Genomic DNA, 16,807 nt, shown 5'->3' with positions numbered 1-16,807 from the left:
CCCGGGAGATCCCGTGCTGCCCGACACCGTTTCCTTCGACGTACTGCACGCCCTGGTCGTCAAGGGCATGGCGCAGTCCGCGCCCCTCGCCGAGATCACCGGCCGCGGCACCGACGAGGTCCTGCGGGAGCTGGAGGCGCTGCGCACCGAAGGGCTCGCCACGCACATGGAGCGCCGCGGCCTGTGGCGCGTCACCCCCAAGGGCCGCGCCCGCCACGGCGAGCTGATGGACGAGGACGTGCCCGCCCACGACCGCGATCTGCTGCGGCCCGGCTACGAGCACTTCGTGCCGCTCAACGGCCGTTTCAAGGACACCTGTACGCGCTGGCAGGTGCGCGACGGCGTGCCCAACGACCACACCGACGCCGCCTACGACGAGGCGCTGCTGAAGGAGCTGGAGGCCCAGCACGAGGAGGCCGTCGCCATCATCGGCCGCCTCGCGGAGGTCCGTTCCCGCTTCCAGCGCTACGGGGACGCGCTCGCCGACGCGCTGGCCCGGCTGCGCAACGGTGAGCAGAAGGCGTTCACCGGCGTCATGTGCGACTCGTACCACGACGTCTGGATGGAGCTGCACCGCGACCTGCTGGTCTCCATGAAGATCCAGCGCGAGGACGAGGAACGGGCGGGGACGGCGCGGTGAGCACCGGCGGAGGGCTGCTGCGCCTGACCGGCGCGGTGGACACGGACCGGCGCGCGGCGCTCGGCGGCAAGGCCGTCGGGCTCGCCGCGCTGCTGCGGGCCGGGCTGACGGTCCCCGACACCTGGGTGGTGCCCGTCGGCGCGGACCCGGCCGGGGCCGAACTGAAGGCGCTGGCCGGCGTCGCGCCCCGCTGGGCCGTGCGCAGTTCCGCCACCGTCGAGGACGGTGCTGCCCTGTCCTACGCCGGTCTGTTCCGCAGCGAACTCGACGTGCCCGTCGACGATCTGGCCGACGCCATCGCCGCCGTCCGCGCCTCCGCGGACAGCGACAGGGTCGCCGCCTACCGGGAACGCACCCACGCAGGCAGCGGCCTTGGGGTCGGGATGGCCGTGCTGCTGCAACCGTTCCGCACCCCGCTGCGCAGCGGGCTGTGGCTGGGGCGCGGCCTGGGCAAGGGCCGCCTGGAGTGGGCCGCCGGCAGCGGCGACGCCCTGGTGTCCGGCGCCGTCACGCCCTCCTGGGAGGAGTGGACGGCGGCCGGCCGCGTCGGCGGCTGGGGCCTGGGCGAGCTCGAGGCCGGGGGCCGGCCGGTCGGCGCGGCGTGCCTGGCGGTGCAGCAGACCCTGGGCGTGCCCGCCGATCTGGAGTTCGCCGTGCTCGACACCGGACTGGTGTGGCTCCAGTTCCGTCCGATGACCAGTGAGCTGGTGGACGCCGTGCCGCACCGCGCGCAGGGGCCGGGGGAGGAGGGGCGGACCGTGCACGGCACCCCCGCCTCCTCGGGCCGCGCCACCGGCCGGGCCCTGTGGGTGCGGGAGGTCGACGACCCGCAGTGGGAACCGGGCACGGTGCTGCTGACCGAGCAGACCGACCCGGACTGGGTACCGCTGATGGCCGAGGCCGCGGCCCTGGTCACCGCCGAGGGCGGCATGCTGTGCCACGCCGCCATCGTCGCCAGGGAACTCGGCGTGCCCTGCGTCACCGGCGTGGGCGCCGACGCGCTCGCCAGACTCGCCGCGGGCGGCACGCTCGTCGTCGACGGCAGCGCGGGCACGGTGTCGATGCCATGACCGGAACGGGGAACGCGGCCGCGACGGCGATGCGCGGGACGGCGGAGCTGGCCGGTCTCGCCGCGGAGCAGCGGGACTTCGCCGATCTGCTCGCCTCGCTCGGCGCGGCGGACTGGGCACGGCCCTCCGCCGCGGCGGGCTGGTCGGTCCGGGACCAGGTCGCGCACCTCGCGGACACCGAGGAGGTCGCGGCGGACACCCTGACGGGCGGTCCCCGCGCGTTCGCCGAGGCCGTGTCGCCGCACGCGAGCGCGGAGGACTTCACGGCCGCAGGCTGCCGCCGCGGCGACGGCATGACGCCCGCCGAACTGGCCGGCTGGTGGCACCCGGCCGCCGAACGGACCAGGGGACTGCTGGCCGGCCTGGCCCCCGAGGACCGCGTCGCCTGGGGATTCGGCATGCCGGCCCGCACGTTCGCCACCGCGCGGCTGATGGAGCACTGGGCCCACGGCCTCGACGTCCGCGACGCGCTCGGCCTGCCCGTGGCCGAGACCGCGCGGCTGCACCACGTCGCCGCGCTCGGCCTCGCCACGCTGCGCTGGGCGCTCGCGCGCGGCCGGGTCCGCTGGCCCGCGGGCCGGTCGCTGCGGCTCGACCTCACCGCCGCGGACGGCACCCGGCACGCGTTCGGCGACGAGGACGCGACCGACGTGCTGCGCGGGCCGCTGCTCGCGTGGTGCCGCGTCGCGACCCGGCGCACGCGCGGCGGGCCGCCCCCGGAACTCCGGCCGGAAGGAGAACTCGCGGAACTCGCCCTCCAGCACGCAAGGGCTTATCTGTGATCCGGCCCCGACCGGTGAAAGGCGGTAATCTGTCAGCATGGTGAGGGTGGAAAAGGAACGCGTCATCGCGTGCACGCCCGACTTGTTTCTCAATTTCGTCATGGACGTCGAGCGGTACATCGACGTCGACGACAAGATCGGCTCGATCGCATGGGCGAACAGGGAGGAAACGCTCACCGAGTTCAAGTTCCAGCCCCGCATGCCGGGTCTTCCGCTGCCGCAGCCCAAAGCGGTCGCCCAGATGCGGCTCACGCCGGGAAAACGCATCGACATCCGGCTCGCGCCGAGGCCGCTCAACAAGCTCAATCACCGTATGGCGCACTTCGAGGCGAGCTTTTCCTGTGAGGCGGTCGAAGGCGGCATCAGGGCAACCCGCATGATCTCCTTCGCCTTCAACCCCGTGCTGCGTCTGATCCTGGAGCCCGTGCTGCGGCGCACCCTTCCGCAATCGGTCGAGCGCGAGCTCCGGCTGACCCAGGAAACCCTGGAAAAAGACCGGCGTTGACGAAGGACCGATGACGAAGGGGGACCCATGACGGTCTCGACGAGCGCCCCGCGCACCGCCGAAGCCGGCGAGCGGCAGGCGCATGTCGTCGTGATCGGGGCCGGCCTCTCCGGAATAGCCGCCGCGGTCAAACTGCGCCGTGCGGGCATCACGGACGTCCTCGTGCTGGAGAAGGCCGACCGGGTCGGCGGCACCTGGCGGGAGAACACCTATCCGGGGTGCGCGGTGGACATTCCCTCATCCGTCTACGAGTTCTCCTTCCGCCCCAACCCCGGCTGGAGCCGGCTTTTCGCCGGCCAGGCCGAGCTGCTCGCCTACATCGAGGACACCGTGGCGGCGTCCGGCCTCGGCGACGCCCTGCGCCTGCGCACCGAGCTGACGGAGGCCGCCTGGTCCCAGGAGCGCCGCCGCTGGCTGCTGCGCACGAACCGCGGCCGGTTCGCCGCGCGGCACGTCGTCTTCGCCACCGGCCTCCTGCACGAGCCCCGTATCCCCGCCGTTCCCGGCCTGGAAGGCTTCCCCGGCGAGGTGTTCCACTCGGCCCGCTGGAACCACGGCGTCGACCTCACCGGGAAACGCGTCGCCGTCGTCGGTACCGGCTGCTCCGCCGTCCAGATCGTTCCGGAGATCCAGCCGGTCGTGGGGCACCTCGACGTCTTCCAGCGCACCGCCTCCTGGGTCCTGCCGCGCCCTGACTTCCCGGTACCCGCCGCCGTCCGGCGGCTGTTCCGCCGGGTCCCGGCCGCCCGGCGCCTGTTCGGCGGCGTATGCGGCGCCGCGCTGCGCGTCCTCGCGCTGGTGATGCGCCGCGCGGGCACCGCGCGCCTGCTGAACCCGGTCGGCCGCCTGGTCCTGCGGCGCCAGGTCCGCGACCCGGCGCTGCGCGCCCGGCTCACGCCCGGCTTCACCGTCGGCTGCAAGCGCCTGCTGCTGTCCAGCACCTACCTGCCCGCCCTGACCCGCGCCAACGTGCGGCTGATCCCGCACGCCCTCGCGGCGGTGGAGGGCAGCAGGCTGGTCTCGGCCGGCGGCGACCGCACGGAGGCCGACGTCATCGTCTTCGGCTCCGGCTTCGAACTGCGCCGCCCGCCGGTCGCCGCCAGGATCAGGGGCCGCGACGGCCGCCCGCTGTCCGAGACGTGGGACGCGGCGCGACCGGAGGCGTACCGGGCGACGACCGTTCCCGGCTGCCCCAACGCCTACCTTCTGCTCGGCCCGAACATCGTGACCTACCACTCGCTGCTCGCGCTCGCGGAAGCCCAGCTCGACTACGTCACCGAGGCCATCACGGCCGCCGAGGCCCGCGGTATCGACGCATCGGAGATCCGGCCCGAGCCCTTTCGCGCGTTCAACGACGCGGTGCAGCGCAGCCTCACGTCGAGCGTCCACAACAACGGCGGATGCCGCAGCTTCTACCTGGACGACGAGGGAAACAACTTCGTCACCTGGCCGTGGTCGATCCGGCGGCTGCGGAGTGAGCTGGCCCGCTTCGACATCGAGAACTATGCGACCACTTCCGCGGAGAAGTAAATGTATGACTACACGCAGGCGCTGAGGCGAAGCGAAGCCAGCCGGGCCAACGGCCACGAGCAGACGGACGTCGACATCCGCGGTGAAACCTGGACGATCCTCAAGGGGGTGTTCTCGCCCGCGCACCACAACTCCAGCCTGGCCCAGCTGGACCTGCTCGAATTTCCCGTCGGCGGCTCCTTCCTCGAAATCGGCTCCGGCACCGGGCTCATCGCGGTCAACGCGGGCCGCGCCGGATGCCGCACTGTCTGGGCCACCGATCTGAACCCGGCAGCCGTCACGAACACCGCACTCAACGCCGAACGTTTCGGTGTCGCCGACGCGGTGACCTGCGTGCAGAGCGACCTTTTCGCGTCCCTCACGGCGGCACCGCGCTTCGACGTCATCTACTGGCATTCCAACAACGTCTGGGTGCCGCAGGATCTGGAAATCAAGCACATTCACGAACTGGCGTACGTCGACCCCGGATACGACGCACACCGGCGGTACTTCGCCGAGGCGAGAAACCATGTGGCGCCCGGCGGCCGGGTGCTGATCGCGCTCAGCAGCAGGGCCGCCCGCGCCGATCTGGAGGAGCTGGCCGAAAAGGAGGGCCAGCGCCTCACCGGCGTCAGATCCGCCGTCGTGCAAGAACCCGAGGGCCCGGTGTCCTACGACCTGCTCGAAGTCGTCCCGCTCCAGGACACCTCCCCGCACCCCATCGAGTCGAGAAGAGGCCACCCTTGATATTCGACAAGCTGCTGGCGCTCCCCCGTGACGCCGCACCGTGGATCGTCGACCACGAGCCGATCATCGTCACCGCGCGGGACGAGAAGATCCCGCCGGCGGACATCGCCGACGCCGCCGCCCGCACGGCGACCGCGCTGCGCGCGCGTGGCCTCGGGCCGGGGAAGCGGTGCATCGTCCGGCTGGAGTCGGCGACCGACACCATCGTCGCCTATGCGGCCATGACCGCGCTCGACGCCGTGCCCATCCTCATCAGTCCGACGCTCGACGGGCCCACCGTCGCCGCCATGGTGAAGGACGTGCCCGACGTCACGGCGATCCTCACCAGCGACGACCGCCTGGCGGAGAGCACGGACGCCTTCCCCGGCCTCGACCAGCTCGACTGGCGGGAGATCGCGGCCGAACTGCCCGCGCACGAACGGTTCTCCCGCGGCAAGGAGGTCGCCTCCGAGGACGCCTACGTCGTCGTGCACACCTCCGGCACCACCGGCGTGCCCAAGCTCGCCGAGTGCTCAAGCCGCAGCATCGAGTTCAACTCCAAGGTGCAGGCGGTCATCCACTTCGTCTCCCGGCTGCGCGGACACATCGCGTTCGCCATCTCGCCGGTGCACGGCAGGACCGTCGTCGGCATCTACGCGGCCCTCATGCGCAAGGCGCCGCTGCTGCTGCTGGACGACCACTCCCCGGAGAACGTCGAGCGCATGCTGAAGCGGCACCGCCCGACCTACCTGGAGACGCACCCCAACACGTTCCGCGCCTGGCAGCACCTCTCGCCGGGCGGCGCGTTCAGGTCGGTGCGCTTCTTCGGCGCCGGGTTCGACGTCATCCACCCGGACACCGTCCGCGCGCTGCTGAAGGGCTCCGACCGGAAGTTCGCCGTGTGCGTGGAGGTCTACGGGCAGAACGAGACGGGCCCGGTCGCCATCCGCAGCCACCTGAAGACGTCGCCGAAGCTGCGCCGGCTGCGGCGTTCGAAGCTGTTGCGGGGACATCACGCGGGGCCGCGCTTCCCGTTCTGCAAGGTGCGGATCTCGGACGAGTCGGGCAAGGCGGTGCCCGCCGGGACGCCCGGGCGCATCGTGGTGCGCACGCCGGGCGTGTTCTCCGGCTACATCAACCGGCCCGACCTCACGGCCGACGGCGTCGGGAAGAACGACTGGTGGGACACCGGCGACTGGGGCGCGAAGTCCCGGTTCGGGAACATCACGCTGATCGACCGGCAGGTCGACAAGGTGTCCGGCGCCCTCAGCGGCATCGGCATCGAGGACGTGCTGCTCGAGAAGTTCCCCGAGTTCCTGGAGATGGTGGTGCTCGAGGTGGACGGGCAGCTCCAGCCCGTGCTGTCCGTGCGCCCCGGCACCGAGTTCAGGAAGCGCGACTGGGAGAAGGCGTCCCGCCCGCTGGCGAAGATGGCCGACCCGCTCATCATCCCCGACAGCGAGTTCCCGCGGACCATCACAGGAAAGATCAAGCGGGACCAGCTGAAGCGGTCGATCACCGACCGGACTCTTTCCACCGCCCCCTGAGGGAGCCAGCCGCATGACCGCAACTGCCGCACCCGGCACCACCACGGCCCCCGGCGGTGGGAAGGTCCTTGCCTACCTCCAGCTCGGCAAGGCCCGCGTCTACCACCACGCCTACGGCTGGGTCCTCGCCCTGCTGCTCCTGCGCCTGGACGGCCACGTCGGGCGCGACACGGCCGCCGCACTCGCCCTGCTGCTCGTCATGGTGCTGACGACGCAGTGGGCGGGCGGCGCGGCCGACGACCTCGGCGGGTACCGCGACGGCAGCGACGCCCGCAACTACGCCGGGCGGCCCGCGAGAACGATGTCGCGGAAGCCGCTGCTGACCGGCGTACTGACGGAGGCCGAGGCCGTCAGGTTCGCCATTGTGATGTTTGCTGTCGCGGTGGCGTCCGGGCTCGTCGCCGTCCTCACCCTGGACGGCGGGTCGCCGTTCGCCGCCGTGGCCGTCATGCTGGTGGCCCAGGTCTGCTCGGTCCAGTATTCGGTCGGAATGAAGCTGAGTTACCGGCCTTTCGGCCTTGAGACGACGATTCTCTTCATCATCGGATGCATCGCCCTGCTGCCGTACTGGCTGGTGGCCGGATCGCTCAATGCGGAAATCTGGTACACCAGCGCCCTGGTGGGTCTGTGGTTCCTGCTGATCGTGAACTACGGGAACGCGTCCGACCGGCGCGGTGACGCGGAAGTGTCCCGCCAGACCCTGGCAGTTTTCCTGCCGCCTGCCGTGTTCAAGGGCGTTCTCGTGCTGCTTTTCCTCGGCAGTGTCACCCTGCTGACCCTGCTGTTCACGACGACGCGATTCGATACGGCGCTGGGTCTCGCGACCGTTCCCGTGGTCGTGCTGCACGCCGTTCAGCTCTACTACGGTGTCGGCAAGGAGGACTGGCGAAAAGCTCGTTTCATCGGGTTGAGCGGAGTGGACCTGGGCTGCGTGGGCCTGGCCGTGGCCTTCCTGCTCGCCTGACCGGATTCAGGCTGTTGACGCCCCGTACACACCGGGGCACTGGAACACGAGGGAGCAGCCGATGCTGCGGATCTTCAGCAAGCAATGGTGGGAACAGCGAGTTCTGCGCATGTACGACTCGTGGCGGCACCCGGTGACCTGGAAGGTCAAGGCTTCGCCGAACGCCCCCGATCACCTCGGGGGAATGCGGGGCAAGTTCGCCTTGCTCGTCACCTACAAGCGCAACGGCGAGGGGGTGCCCTCGGCCATGTGGTTCGGCCTCAAGGACGGGCGGGCCTACCTGCGCACGGGCTGCGACTCGTGGAAGGTGCGGCGCATACGCAACAACCCGAACGTGCTGTTCGCACCCTCGACGATCAGGGGCAAGCCCAAGGGGCCCGTCATCCACTGCACGGCCCGCATCCTGCCCGACGAGGAGAAGGAGGCCGCCGCCAAGATCATCATTGACGCCTACGGCGCCGGCCGGAAGGTGTACGACCGCACCGTCGCCACCGTCTACGAGGACGCCGCCTACATCGAGATCACCCCGACCGCCGCGCTCGAACGCGAGGCCGGCCGGGACGCCGAGGCGGCAGGGCAGGCCGCGGAGGAGAAGGCCGCGGAGGAGCCCGCCGAGCAGCCCAGGCAGTGAGCGGCGCCGCCGCTCGCACGGCCGAATGCCCCCTCTCCCGCCGCGGGAGAGGGGGCATTCGGCCGTGACGGCTCAGGCGGCCGCCCTGCGGTTGACCCGCATCGCCCGCAGCAGCGTGCCGGGCGTCACCAGCGAACGCGGGTGACTGCGCATGTACGTCACCGAGTTGAAGCGCACCGCGGTTCGCCGGTCGGTCATCGAGGCGTCGACGATCTGCCCGACCAGCCACTTCGACAACGCGTGGCCGCGCGGGTAGGGCCCGTCGATGTCGTGCCGTGCCAGGTCGGCGGAGGTGGAGATCTGCCAGGCCGCGTCCACGACGACCCGCTGCATGTGGAGGAACGCCCGGGCCGGCACGTTCAGATCGGGCTTTCCGCGCAGGTACTCCGACAGGGCGGAGGCGTGCAGCGCCGCCGAGGACATGCCCTGTCCGTAGATCGGGTTGAACGAGGCGACCGCGTCGCCGACGCTGATCAGGCGGGCCGGGAAGCGCTTCAGCACGTGGTAGCCGCGCCGCCGGCTCTCCGCCTGGTGGTAGGTGACGATGGCGGAAGCCGGCTCGTTCCGCACGGCCTGCCCGAAGACGGGCGGCAGGTCCTTGGCGGCCAGCTCGCGGAACTCGTCCAGCTCCTTGATCGGCGGCTGCTTCCCGTAGGAGGCGAGCGTCACGAGCCAGCGATTGCCCTCGATGGCGTTGATCGCGCCGGTGGCCACCCGGGGCGGCGTCGCGCTCGGCGTGCGGTAGGCGATGGCCGCGGCCAGCTCCGGATCGTCCTCCGGGCGGCTGAAGTAGCCGGTGGCGTAGTCGACACCGATGGCCATGCGCTGCATCGGGGGACGCTCCCAGCCGCCCGACTCCAGCCACTCGCCGAGCTTGCTGGCCCGTCCCGTGGCGTCCACCACGAAGTCGGCGTCCTCGGTCCACTCGTCCTGGCCCGCGACGCACCGCACACCGGCGACCGCGTTCCCCCGGAACACCAGGCCGCGGGCCCGGCCGTTGAGTACCTTGACGTTCGGCAGCGCCAGGGTGCGCCTGCGTACCTGGGACTCGAGGAACGGCCTGCTGCTCGATATGAGCCCCATCTGCCCGTCGCTCACCTTCGGCGTCCCGTCGGCGTACGCCCTGATGTTGAACGGCGAGGAGAGGATGGCGCCCTCCGCCTGTGCCTGCTCGGCGAATCCCGGAAAGAAACGCTCCAATTGCATCCGCCCGCCGTGCATCAGCGTGTGCAATTGGCCGTCGTGCGGAGTGCCGGAACGCGGGGCCGCGGCGGCGGGCAACTCGTCACGCTCGATGATGAGTACGCTCTCCGCGTGGTCCGACAGCACGCGGGCCGCCAGCAGTCCGGCCATGCTCCCGCCGAGCACGACGGCCCGGCCCATGAGGACCTCGGTTTTCGTGATCGGCTCGTCCGTACTGATCCGGGCGAACACACGGGCAGCTGACTCGAACACGAAGACCTCCCGATGAATTCCGCTCCGTCCAGAATAGGGTCGCCGCACGTGGATGCGGCCGGATGACAACTCCTTTCTGCGCGCGGGATATCCGAATTCCTTTGCTCGCGCACGGGCGGTCCGTGGGGCAGGGGCCGCGTCAGCCGTCGGACGGCCGGAAGTGCGGGGGACGGCGTCACCCCGCCCGCCGCCCCGATACTGTGCGAAAGCGAACGGCGTGGAAACGAGCCGGAACGTGCCCGCCTCCGGCCGCCGCCGCGCCGCCGCGGGCCCGTAGGATGACTGACCGTCGGTCCCCTCGCGGAGCGCTCGGCGCGACCCGGTCCTGCCCAACGTGGCGACGTGCGTCAGGAGTACGCCCATGGCTGACGAAGACCCGGCCGTCAGGACCGTGTCGACCCACTGCCCCTACTGCGCCCTCCAGTGCGGCACCCGGCTCACGGACCGCAGCGGCGCCGTCGCCGTCCGTCCCTCCGCCTTCCCCGTCAACGCCGGGGGCCTGTGCCAGAAGGGCTGGACCGCGCCCGCGCTGCTCGACGCGCGGGACCGGCTGCGCACCCCGCTGGTGCGCGGCCCCGGCGGCACGCTCGCCCCCGCGGACTGGGACACCGCGCTCGACACCGTCGCCACCCGGCTGCGCGCCATCCGCGCCGCCCACGGCGCCGACGCCGCGGCTGTCTTCGGCGGCGGCGGGCTGACCAACGAAAAGGCGTACCTGCTCGGCAAGTTCGCCCGCCTCGCGCTCGGCACCAGCCAGATCGACTACAACGGCAGGTTCTGCATGTCCTCGGCCGCCGCCGCGGGACTCGCCGCGTTCGGCACCGACCGCGGGCTGCCGTTCCCCGTCACCGACCTCGCCGCCGCCGACGTGGTCCTGCTGGCCGGCGCGAACCCCGCCGAGACGATGCCGCCCCTGATGCGGCACCTGGAACGCCCCGCCCTGGTGGTCATCGACCCCCGCCGCACCGCGACCGCGCGCCGCGCCGCTCTGCACCTCCAGCCCGCCCCCGGCACCGATCTGGCCCTCGCCCTCGGCCTGTTGCACCTGGCCGTCACCGAAGGGCACTGCGACGAGGACCACATCGGGCGGCGCACCACCGGCTTCGACGCGGCCCGGCGCCGCGCCATGGCCTGGTGGCCGGAGCGCGTCGAGCGCGTCACCGGCGTGCCCGCCGCCGACCAGCGGGCCGCGATACGCCTCCTCGGCGGCGCGCGGAGCGCCTACGTGCTGACCGGCCGCGGCGCGGAACAGCACAGCAAGGGGGCCGACACCGTCGCGGCGTTCATCAACCTCGCCCTGGCCCTCGGCCTGCCCGGCAGCCCGGCCGGCGGCTACGGCTGTCTCACCGGGCAGGGCAACGGGCAGGGCGGCCGGGAGCACGGGCAGAAGGCCGACCAGCTCCCCGGCTACCGCCTGATCACCGACCCCGCGGCGCGGCGGCACGTCGCCGGGGTGTGGGGCGTGCCCCCCGACACCCTGCCGGGCCCCGGCCGCAGCGCCTACGAACTCCTCGACGCGCTCGGCCGGCCGGAAGGCCCCAGGGCCCTGCTGGTCTTCGGGTCCAACCCGGTGGTCTCCGCGCCGCACGCGGGCCACGTCACCGCGCGGCTGTCCGCGCTCGACCTGCTGGTCGTCGCCGACTTCGTGCCCTCGGAGACCGCCCGCCTCGCCGACGTCGTGCTGCCCACCACCCAGTGGGCCGAGGAGGAGGGCACCATGACCAGCCTGGAGGGCCGGGTCCTGCGCCGCCGCCGGCTGCGGCCGCCGCCCGGCGGGGCCCGCAGCGACCTGCACGTGCTGCACGAACTCGCCGTCCGCCTGGGCGAGCCCGGCCACCGGTACCCCACCGAGCCCCGCCGCGTCTTCGAGGAGCTGCGGCGCGCCTCCCGCGGCGGCCCGGCCGACTACTCCGGCATCACCTACGAGCGGCTCGACGCCGGCGAGGCCCTGTACTGGCCCTGCCCCGACGAGGCGGACCAGGACCGCCCCGGCCGCCCGCACCCGGGCACGCCGCGGCTGTTCCTCGAACGGTTCGCGCACCCCGACGGCCGGGCCCGCTTCGCCGAGGTCGAGCACCGCGAGTCCGCGGAAACCCCGGGCGGCGCCTACCCGTTGTACGCGACGACCGGGCGGGTGCTGGCGCACTACCAGTCGGGCGCCCAGACCCGCCGCGTCCCCGAGCTGCACGAGGCGGCCCCGGAGGCGTTCGCCGAGATGCACCCCGACACGGCCGCCCGCGCCGGCCTCGGCGAGGGCGCGCTCGCCCGCGTCAGCTCGCCGCGCGGCAGCATGCTGGCCCGCGTGCGCCTGGTGGGCAGCATGCGGACGGACACCGTGTTCCTGCCGTTCCACTTTCCCGGCGCCGGACGGGCCAACCTCATCACCGGCACCGCCCTGGACCCGCGCAGCAGGATGCCCGAGTTCAAGGTCAGCACCGTCCGCGTCGAGCCCGCCCCGGACGAAGTCGCGGGGGACGCGCCGTGACCCGCGTCCTCGTGGTCGGCAACGGCCCGGCCGCCCACCGCCTGACGGAGCGGCTGCACCACCACGGCCACCGCGGGCGGGTGACCGTGCTCGGCGCCGAGCCGCACCCCGCCTACCAGCGGGTGCTGCTGCCCTCGGTGCTCGCGGGCGGCCTGCCGCCCGAAGCCGTCCTGCTGCCGCCGCACCCGGCGGGCACCCGCGTCCTGCCCGGGACCACCGCCACCGGCATCGACCGGCGACGGCGCGTGGTGCTTGCCTCGGACGGCGCGGATCACGCCTACGACACGCTCGTGCTGGCCACCGGGGCCGCGCCCGTGATCCCCGCGGTGCCGGGCCTGCGCGCCCCGGGCGGCCAACTCGCCCGCGGTGTGCGGACGGTGCGCACCCTCGCCGATACGGCGGCCCTGCCGTCCGGGCGCGTCGTCGTGCTCGGCGGGGGCGTCCTCGGCGTCGAGACGGCCCTCGCCCTGCGCGCCGCGGGTCACGCCGTCGCCCTCGTCCACCCGCACGCCCACCTGGCGGGGCACCTGCTGGACCCGGCCGCCGGCCGCATGCTCGCCGACCGCATGACCGACCTGGGCGTGACGCTGCACCTGGGTGTCGGGGCCGCCGAGTACGTGCCGGGCAAGCTGCTGCTGCGCGAGGGGCCGCCGCTGCCGACGGACGCGCTGCTGCTGTGCACCGGCGTCGCGCCCGTGACCGGACCGGCCCGCGGGTGCGGGCTCGCCGTGCGCACCGGCGTCGTGGTCGACGACCGGCTGACCACGAACGACCCGCGGATACACGCGATCGGCGACTGCGCCGAACACGCCGGGCAGGTGCCCGGGGTCCTGTCCGCCGCCTGGGAGCAGGCCGACGTGCTGGCCCGAGTGCTCACCGGGCACGACGCCCGCCACACGCCCCGCGGAACGGCCGTGCGCCTGCGGTCCGCGGATGTCGACCTGCTGTGCGTCGCGCCCCCGCCGGAGGCGGGCGGGGCCGCGGACGGCGGGCACACCGTCACCTTCTCCGACCCCGCCGGGCGCCGGTACGCCCGGCTGCACCTGCGCGAGGACCGCATCGCCTCCGCCGTCCTGCTCGGCCTGCCCCGGGCCATCGCCGCCGTCGGCCAGCTGCACGACTCCGGTGCGCCGGTGCCGTCCGACCGGCTCGCCCTGCTGCTCGGCGCCCGCCCCGCGACGCGCCCGGCGCCTGCGGCGTCGGCGGACGCGGTGGTCTGCGCCTGCAACAACGTCACCGGCCGCACGCTCCTGGACGCCGTCGCGGCCGGCGCCCGCGACACCGCCGCGCTCGCCCGCGCCACGCGGGCGACCACCGGCTGCGGAACGTGCCTGGAACCGGTGCGCCGCCTGCTGGCAGCCGCCACTCCGGCCGGGGCGGGCGGTGCCGGATGACCCGTGCGCTCGTCGTCGTCGGCCACGGCATGGCCGGTCACCGCCTTGCCGAACAGGTCCGCGCGGGGGACCCGGCGGGCGCCTGGCGCATCGTCGTGCTGGGCGAGGAGCCGCGCCCGGCCTACAACAGGACCGCCCTGTCGGCCTGGCTGGAGGGCACGGGCCCCGGCGCGGGCGCGGAACGGCTGGCCCTCGTCCGGGCCGGCTTCCTGACCGACCCGCTGGTCGACCTGCGGACGGCCACCCGCGTCACCGCACTCGACCGGGCCGCGCGCACCGTGACCTGCGCGGACGGCACCCAAGTCCGGTACGACGCCCTGGTGCTTGCCACCGGTTCGCGGCCGTTCGTGCCGCCCGTCCCGGGACACGACCTGCCCGGCTGCCACGTCTACCGCACCGTGGACGACCTCGAACGGATTCGCGCGGAAGCGGTGGCGGGCCGCCCCGGCGCGGTCATCGGCGGCGGGCTGCTCGGCCTTGAGGCCGCGAACGCGCTGCGGCTGCTCGGGCTCCGTTCGCACGTCGTGGAGCTGGCCGAGCGGCTGATGCCGCTCCAGATGGACGAGGGCGGCGGCCGGGTCCTGGCGCGGCTGGTCGCCAGGCGCGGCCTGCACGCGCACTGCGGCGTCGCGCTGCGCTCCGTGGCGGCCGGTCCCGACGGGCGCGTGCGGGCCGTTCACCTCGCCGACGGCACGGTCGTCGACGCCGATCTGGTGATCTTCTCCGCGGGCATCCGCCCCCGCGACGACCTGGCGGAGCCGGCCGGGCTCGCGCGCGGTCCGCGGGGCGGCTTCCTGGTGGACCGGCACTGCCGCACCGCCGACCCGTTCATCTGGGCGGTGGGGGAGTGCGCGGCCGTCGAGGGCCACTGCCACGGGCTGGCCGCGCCCGCCCACCGCATGGCGGAGACGGTGGCGGCGCAGCTGCTCGGCGCCGCCTCGGAGCCGTTCCCGGGCGCGGACACGGCCGCGCGGCTGAAGCTGCTCGGCGTGGACGTCGCGAGCTTCGGCGACGCGCACGCCCGCACCCCGGGCGCGCTGGAGCTGGCGTACACCGACCACGCGGCGGACACCTACGCCAAGCTCGTGCTGAGCCAGGACGCGCGGGTGCTGCTCGGCGGTGTCCTCGCGGGCGACGCGGGCGCGTTCCCCGTGCTGCGCTCGGCCGTCGGCCGGGAGCTGACCGCCGCCCCCGAGGAGCTGCTGGCGAGCGGCGGCCCGTAGGGCGGACCGCCGGTCCCGGACGAGGCCGCTGAGCATTCAGGACGTGTACAGCGACTCCAGCCTGGTCACCCGTCCCTCTCCGTCGAAGCTCAGGTCGTACCCGACGCGCGAGCGGGCCGAGGACGGCTGGGCCGTCAGCCGGCTGACGAACTCGGCCTGGGAGTACGACGAGGCCCGGGATTCGTCGCCGAGCGGGACCGCCAGCAGCACCTGGGCGTCCTCGGCCACCGGCACCTCGGTGTAGGGCCCCTCGCCCGGGACGACCACCCAGGCCTCGGAGTGGTCGGTGACGTGCGCCTCCTTCTGGGCGGGCCGCACCGACAGGTACGTCCGTCCGTCGCTCGTCCAGGCGTCGTCGATCTGCACGAACTGCTTGGCCCCTGCCCAGGGGGCCGCATCGGTCGGCTCGGAGGTGTCGTCCGGCTCCGAGGTATCGTCCGGCGCGGTGGTCGGGGCCGTCTCGTCGGCCGGGGCGGAAGGCGGCGCCGACGTCGCGGGTGCGGTGGCTGCCGCCTGCCCGTCGCCCTCGCCGCTGCACCCGGTCAGGGCCGCAAGGCTGAGGGCGAGCGCGGTGAGGCAGCGTACGGCGGCCCGGCGGCGTGCGAAGTACATGGTCAAAGGTCCCCCAGGATCGGGTGTGTTCCGGATACATGGGCTCTACGCGCCACCCCACCCCTCGGGTTGCATCCCGATCCCGTTTCTTCGCCGTGGGGACTCACTCGGAGAGCCAGTACGCCTCCCGCAGCGAGTGCACCCGGCCCTCACTGTCGTAGTCGATGACGAACACCCACCGCGGCCCGTCGGCCAGCCGGCTCACCAGCCGGTCCAGCCGTACGTCCGCGGGGTTCCCGTCGGCCAGCTGCCTGGTTTCGACCAGCGTCCCCCGCGGCAGCGTCAGCGTGTGCACCGGACCGACGGGTGCCACGGTCCCTCGCACGGCACGGATCCGCTCGACGGTGACCTGCACCGTGTCCCCCCTCAGCACCGCCCCGTACACATAGCCCAGCTCGCTGGCGTACTCCTCACCCGGAGCGGGCGTCGGCGGCACGAACGGCGAAGCGGTCGGCGTCGGGGGAACGGCGGGTGGCTCCGGCCCCTGGGCGGCGCGGGTCAGTGACAGTCCCCCCAGGGCCAGACTCGCGGCCAGCAGCGCGCCGCCGGACGCCAGGGCGGTCCGCCTGCGGCGCAGGCGCCGCTCACCGCGCGCCCTGATCCGCTCCGCGGCAAGCGGTTCCGCGTGCCGCCGACCCGACTCGGCGAGGTCGGCGAGGCCGGCGAGGTAACCTTCCGGCTCAGTTCCGTCAGCCATGACGCACCTCCCACCCGCGGGCAGTCCGCGGGTCCAGCTCGGTATCGGCCAGCAGCCGTGCCAGCGCTGCCCGCCCCCGGCTCAGCTGCGCCTTGACCGTGCCGACCGGGCAGTCGGCCTCGGCGGCCACCTGCTCGACCGTCAGGTCACAGAGATGGTGGAGCACCACGGCCCGTCGTTGAGCCTCGGGGATCTGCCGCAGCGCCTGAACCAGCAGCACGTGGTGCGGTTCCGGTGGCGGCACCGTGGCCGGCGGGCCCTGCCGTCGGGCGAAGGCGAGCGCGGTGCGCACCCGCCGCCACCGGCTGACCGCCAGCCGCCAGGCCACCGTGCGCACCCACGCCTCGGGAGCGGCGTTCAGGTCCAGCTCGTCGCGGCGTTCCCAGGCCCGGACGAAGGCTTCCTGGACCACATCCTGCGCCTCGGCGAAGTCGCCTGTCATCGCATACAGCTGACCGATGAGCCGGCCGACGCTCGCGGTGTAGAAGGCGTCGAACGCCTGCTCGTCCGCAGCCCGGCCGCCGCGCTGTTCTTCTGGTGGTCGCATGCCTCTCCTGTTCCGCTGCA

At 73.4% G+C, this 16,807-nt stretch carries 16 protein-coding genes; 12 read left to right on the top strand and 4 right to left on the bottom strand.

What is annotated here, in order from left to right; all coding sequences use genetic code 11:
- The first annotated feature begins 13 nt into the window (after window positions 1-13).
- The 9 genes from STBA_RS04195 (at window position 14) to STBA_RS04155 (ending at window position 8,374) form a co-directional block, all read left to right on the top strand.
- On the top strand, window positions 14-640 hold the full coding sequence (locus tag STBA_RS04195; RefSeq protein ID WP_079251709.1) for a hypothetical protein: 627 nt from the start codon (window positions 14-16) through the stop codon (window positions 638-640).
- Window positions 637-1,710, top strand: coding sequence for a PEP-utilizing enzyme (locus STBA_RS04190; protein WP_171987635.1), 1,074 nt, complete (start codon window positions 637-639; stop codon window positions 1,708-1,710). The genes STBA_RS04195 and STBA_RS04190 overlap by 4 nt, the downstream gene beginning before the upstream one ends.
- Complete coding sequence (locus tag STBA_RS04185; RefSeq protein WP_079251707.1) at window positions 1,707-2,492, top strand: maleylpyruvate isomerase family mycothiol-dependent enzyme; 786 nt, start codon at window positions 1,707-1,709, stop codon at window positions 2,490-2,492. The genes STBA_RS04190 and STBA_RS04185 overlap by 4 nt, the downstream gene beginning before the upstream one ends.
- A 46-nt stretch (window positions 2,493-2,538) precedes the next feature.
- Window positions 2,539-2,997 (top strand): SRPBCC family protein, encoded by a 459-nt coding sequence (locus STBA_RS04180; RefSeq protein WP_143659421.1) that lies wholly within the window; start codon window positions 2,539-2,541, stop codon window positions 2,995-2,997.
- Between the two features lie 27 nt (window positions 2,998-3,024).
- Window positions 3,025-4,527, top strand: a complete 1,503-nt coding sequence (locus STBA_RS04175; protein ID WP_077057923.1) for an NAD(P)/FAD-dependent oxidoreductase — start codon at window positions 3,025-3,027, stop codon at window positions 4,525-4,527.
- Window positions 4,528-5,253: a methyltransferase domain-containing protein gene (locus tag STBA_RS04170; RefSeq protein WP_077057922.1), complete on the top strand. Its 726-nt coding sequence runs from the start codon at window positions 4,528-4,530 to the stop codon at window positions 5,251-5,253.
- On the top strand, window positions 5,250-6,779 hold the full coding sequence (locus tag STBA_RS04165; RefSeq protein ID WP_077057921.1) for a class I adenylate-forming enzyme family protein: 1,530 nt from the start codon (window positions 5,250-5,252) through the stop codon (window positions 6,777-6,779). Before STBA_RS04170 ends, STBA_RS04165 begins: the two co-directional genes overlap by 4 nt.
- A gap of 13 nt (window positions 6,780-6,792) precedes the next feature.
- A complete protein-coding gene (locus STBA_RS04160; RefSeq protein ID WP_077057920.1) occupies window positions 6,793-7,743 on the top strand; it encodes a prenyltransferase in 951 nt (316 codons plus the stop codon).
- A gap of 61 nt (window positions 7,744-7,804) precedes the next feature.
- Window positions 7,805-8,374 carry a PPOX class F420-dependent oxidoreductase gene (locus STBA_RS04155; RefSeq protein ID WP_077057919.1) on the top strand — a complete coding sequence of 190 codons (570 nt, stop codon included), beginning with the start codon at window positions 7,805-7,807 and terminating at the stop codon, window positions 8,372-8,374.
- Between the two features lie 72 nt (window positions 8,375-8,446).
- Here STBA_RS04155 and STBA_RS04150 read toward each other — a convergent pair whose 3' ends face one another.
- Window positions 8,447-9,829 (bottom strand): FAD-dependent oxidoreductase, encoded by a 1,383-nt coding sequence (locus STBA_RS04150; RefSeq protein ID WP_079251706.1) that lies wholly within the window; start codon window positions 9,827-9,829, stop codon window positions 8,447-8,449.
- Window positions 9,830-10,190: 361 nt separating this feature from the next.
- Between STBA_RS04150 and STBA_RS04145 the strand changes: the two genes are divergently transcribed.
- From STBA_RS04145 to STBA_RS04135, 3 genes are read left to right on the top strand one after another with little or no spacing between them, the layout of a single operon-like run.
- On the top strand, window positions 10,191-12,314 hold the full coding sequence (locus tag STBA_RS04145; protein ID WP_077057918.1) for a molybdopterin oxidoreductase family protein: 2,124 nt from the start codon (window positions 10,191-10,193) through the stop codon (window positions 12,312-12,314).
- The gene (locus STBA_RS04140; protein ID WP_077057917.1) at window positions 12,311-13,708 is read left to right on the top strand and encodes an FAD-dependent oxidoreductase; all 1,398 of its coding nucleotides are present in this window, start codon (window positions 12,311-12,313) and stop codon (window positions 13,706-13,708) included. The genes STBA_RS04145 and STBA_RS04140 overlap by 4 nt, the downstream gene beginning before the upstream one ends.
- Complete coding sequence (locus STBA_RS04135; protein WP_077057916.1) at window positions 13,705-14,931, top strand: FAD-dependent oxidoreductase; 1,227 nt, start codon at window positions 13,705-13,707, stop codon at window positions 14,929-14,931. Before STBA_RS04140 ends, STBA_RS04135 begins: the two co-directional genes overlap by 4 nt.
- 36 nt (window positions 14,932-14,967) lie before the next feature.
- On the opposite strand, the gene STBA_RS37030 is transcribed toward STBA_RS04135, so the two are convergent.
- The 3 genes from STBA_RS37030 to STBA_RS04120 all read right to left on the bottom strand — a co-directional run bounded on the left by STBA_RS37030 (window position 14,968) and on the right by STBA_RS04120 (window position 16,787).
- Complete coding sequence (locus tag STBA_RS37030) at window positions 14,968-15,543, bottom strand: hypothetical protein (protein WP_077057915.1); 576 nt, start codon at window positions 15,541-15,543, stop codon at window positions 14,968-14,970.
- A 103-nt stretch (window positions 15,544-15,646) separates the two neighbouring features.
- Window positions 15,647-16,240 carry a hypothetical protein gene (locus tag STBA_RS04125; RefSeq protein WP_077057914.1) on the bottom strand — a complete coding sequence of 198 codons (594 nt, stop codon included), beginning with the start codon at window positions 16,238-16,240 and terminating at the stop codon, window positions 15,647-15,649.
- Entirely contained in the window at window positions 16,233-16,787 is a 555-nt protein-coding gene (locus STBA_RS04120; protein WP_077057913.1) for a SigE family RNA polymerase sigma factor, read from the bottom strand. The genes STBA_RS04125 and STBA_RS04120 overlap by 8 nt, the downstream gene beginning before the upstream one ends.
- Window positions 16,788-16,807: the final 20 nt, after the last annotated feature.

Origin of the sequence: Streptomyces sp. MP131-18, from assembly GCF_001984575.1 — a bacterium.
Classification (GTDB): domain Bacteria; phylum Actinomycetota; class Actinomycetes; order Streptomycetales; family Streptomycetaceae; genus Streptomyces; species Streptomyces johnsoniae.
This window is presented reverse-complemented; position numbering and strand designations above follow the sequence as displayed.

Excerpts from the sequence above, each read along its gene's own strand:
- STBA_RS04185 (WP_079251707.1), top strand. The coding sequence starts at position 1,707 with ATGACCGGAACGGGGAACGCGGCCGCGACGGCGATGCGCGGGACGGCG.
- STBA_RS04175 (WP_077057923.1), top strand. The coding sequence starts at position 3,025 with ATGACGGTCTCGACGAGCGCCCCGCGCACCGCCGAAGCCGGCGAGCGG.
- STBA_RS04170 (WP_077057922.1), top strand. The coding sequence starts at position 4,528 with ATGTATGACTACACGCAGGCGCTGAGGCGAAGCGAAGCCAGCCGGGCC.
- STBA_RS04160 (WP_077057920.1), top strand. The coding sequence starts at position 6,793 with ATGACCGCAACTGCCGCACCCGGCACCACCACGGCCCCCGGCGGTGGG.
- STBA_RS04155 (WP_077057919.1), top strand. The coding sequence starts at position 7,805 with ATGCTGCGGATCTTCAGCAAGCAATGGTGGGAACAGCGAGTTCTGCGC.
- STBA_RS04145 (WP_077057918.1), top strand. The coding sequence starts at position 10,191 with ATGGCTGACGAAGACCCGGCCGTCAGGACCGTGTCGACCCACTGCCCC.
- STBA_RS04135 (WP_077057916.1), top strand. The coding sequence starts at position 13,705 with ATGACCCGTGCGCTCGTCGTCGTCGGCCACGGCATGGCCGGTCACCGC.
- STBA_RS37030 (WP_077057915.1), bottom strand. The coding sequence starts at position 15,543 with ATGTACTTCGCACGCCGCCGGGCCGCCGTACGCTGCCTCACCGCGCTC.
- STBA_RS04125 (WP_077057914.1), bottom strand. The coding sequence starts at position 16,240 with ATGGCTGACGGAACTGAGCCGGAAGGTTACCTCGCCGGCCTCGCCGAC.
- STBA_RS04120 (WP_077057913.1), bottom strand. The coding sequence starts at position 16,787 with ATGCGACCACCAGAAGAACAGCGCGGCGGCCGGGCTGCGGACGAGCAG.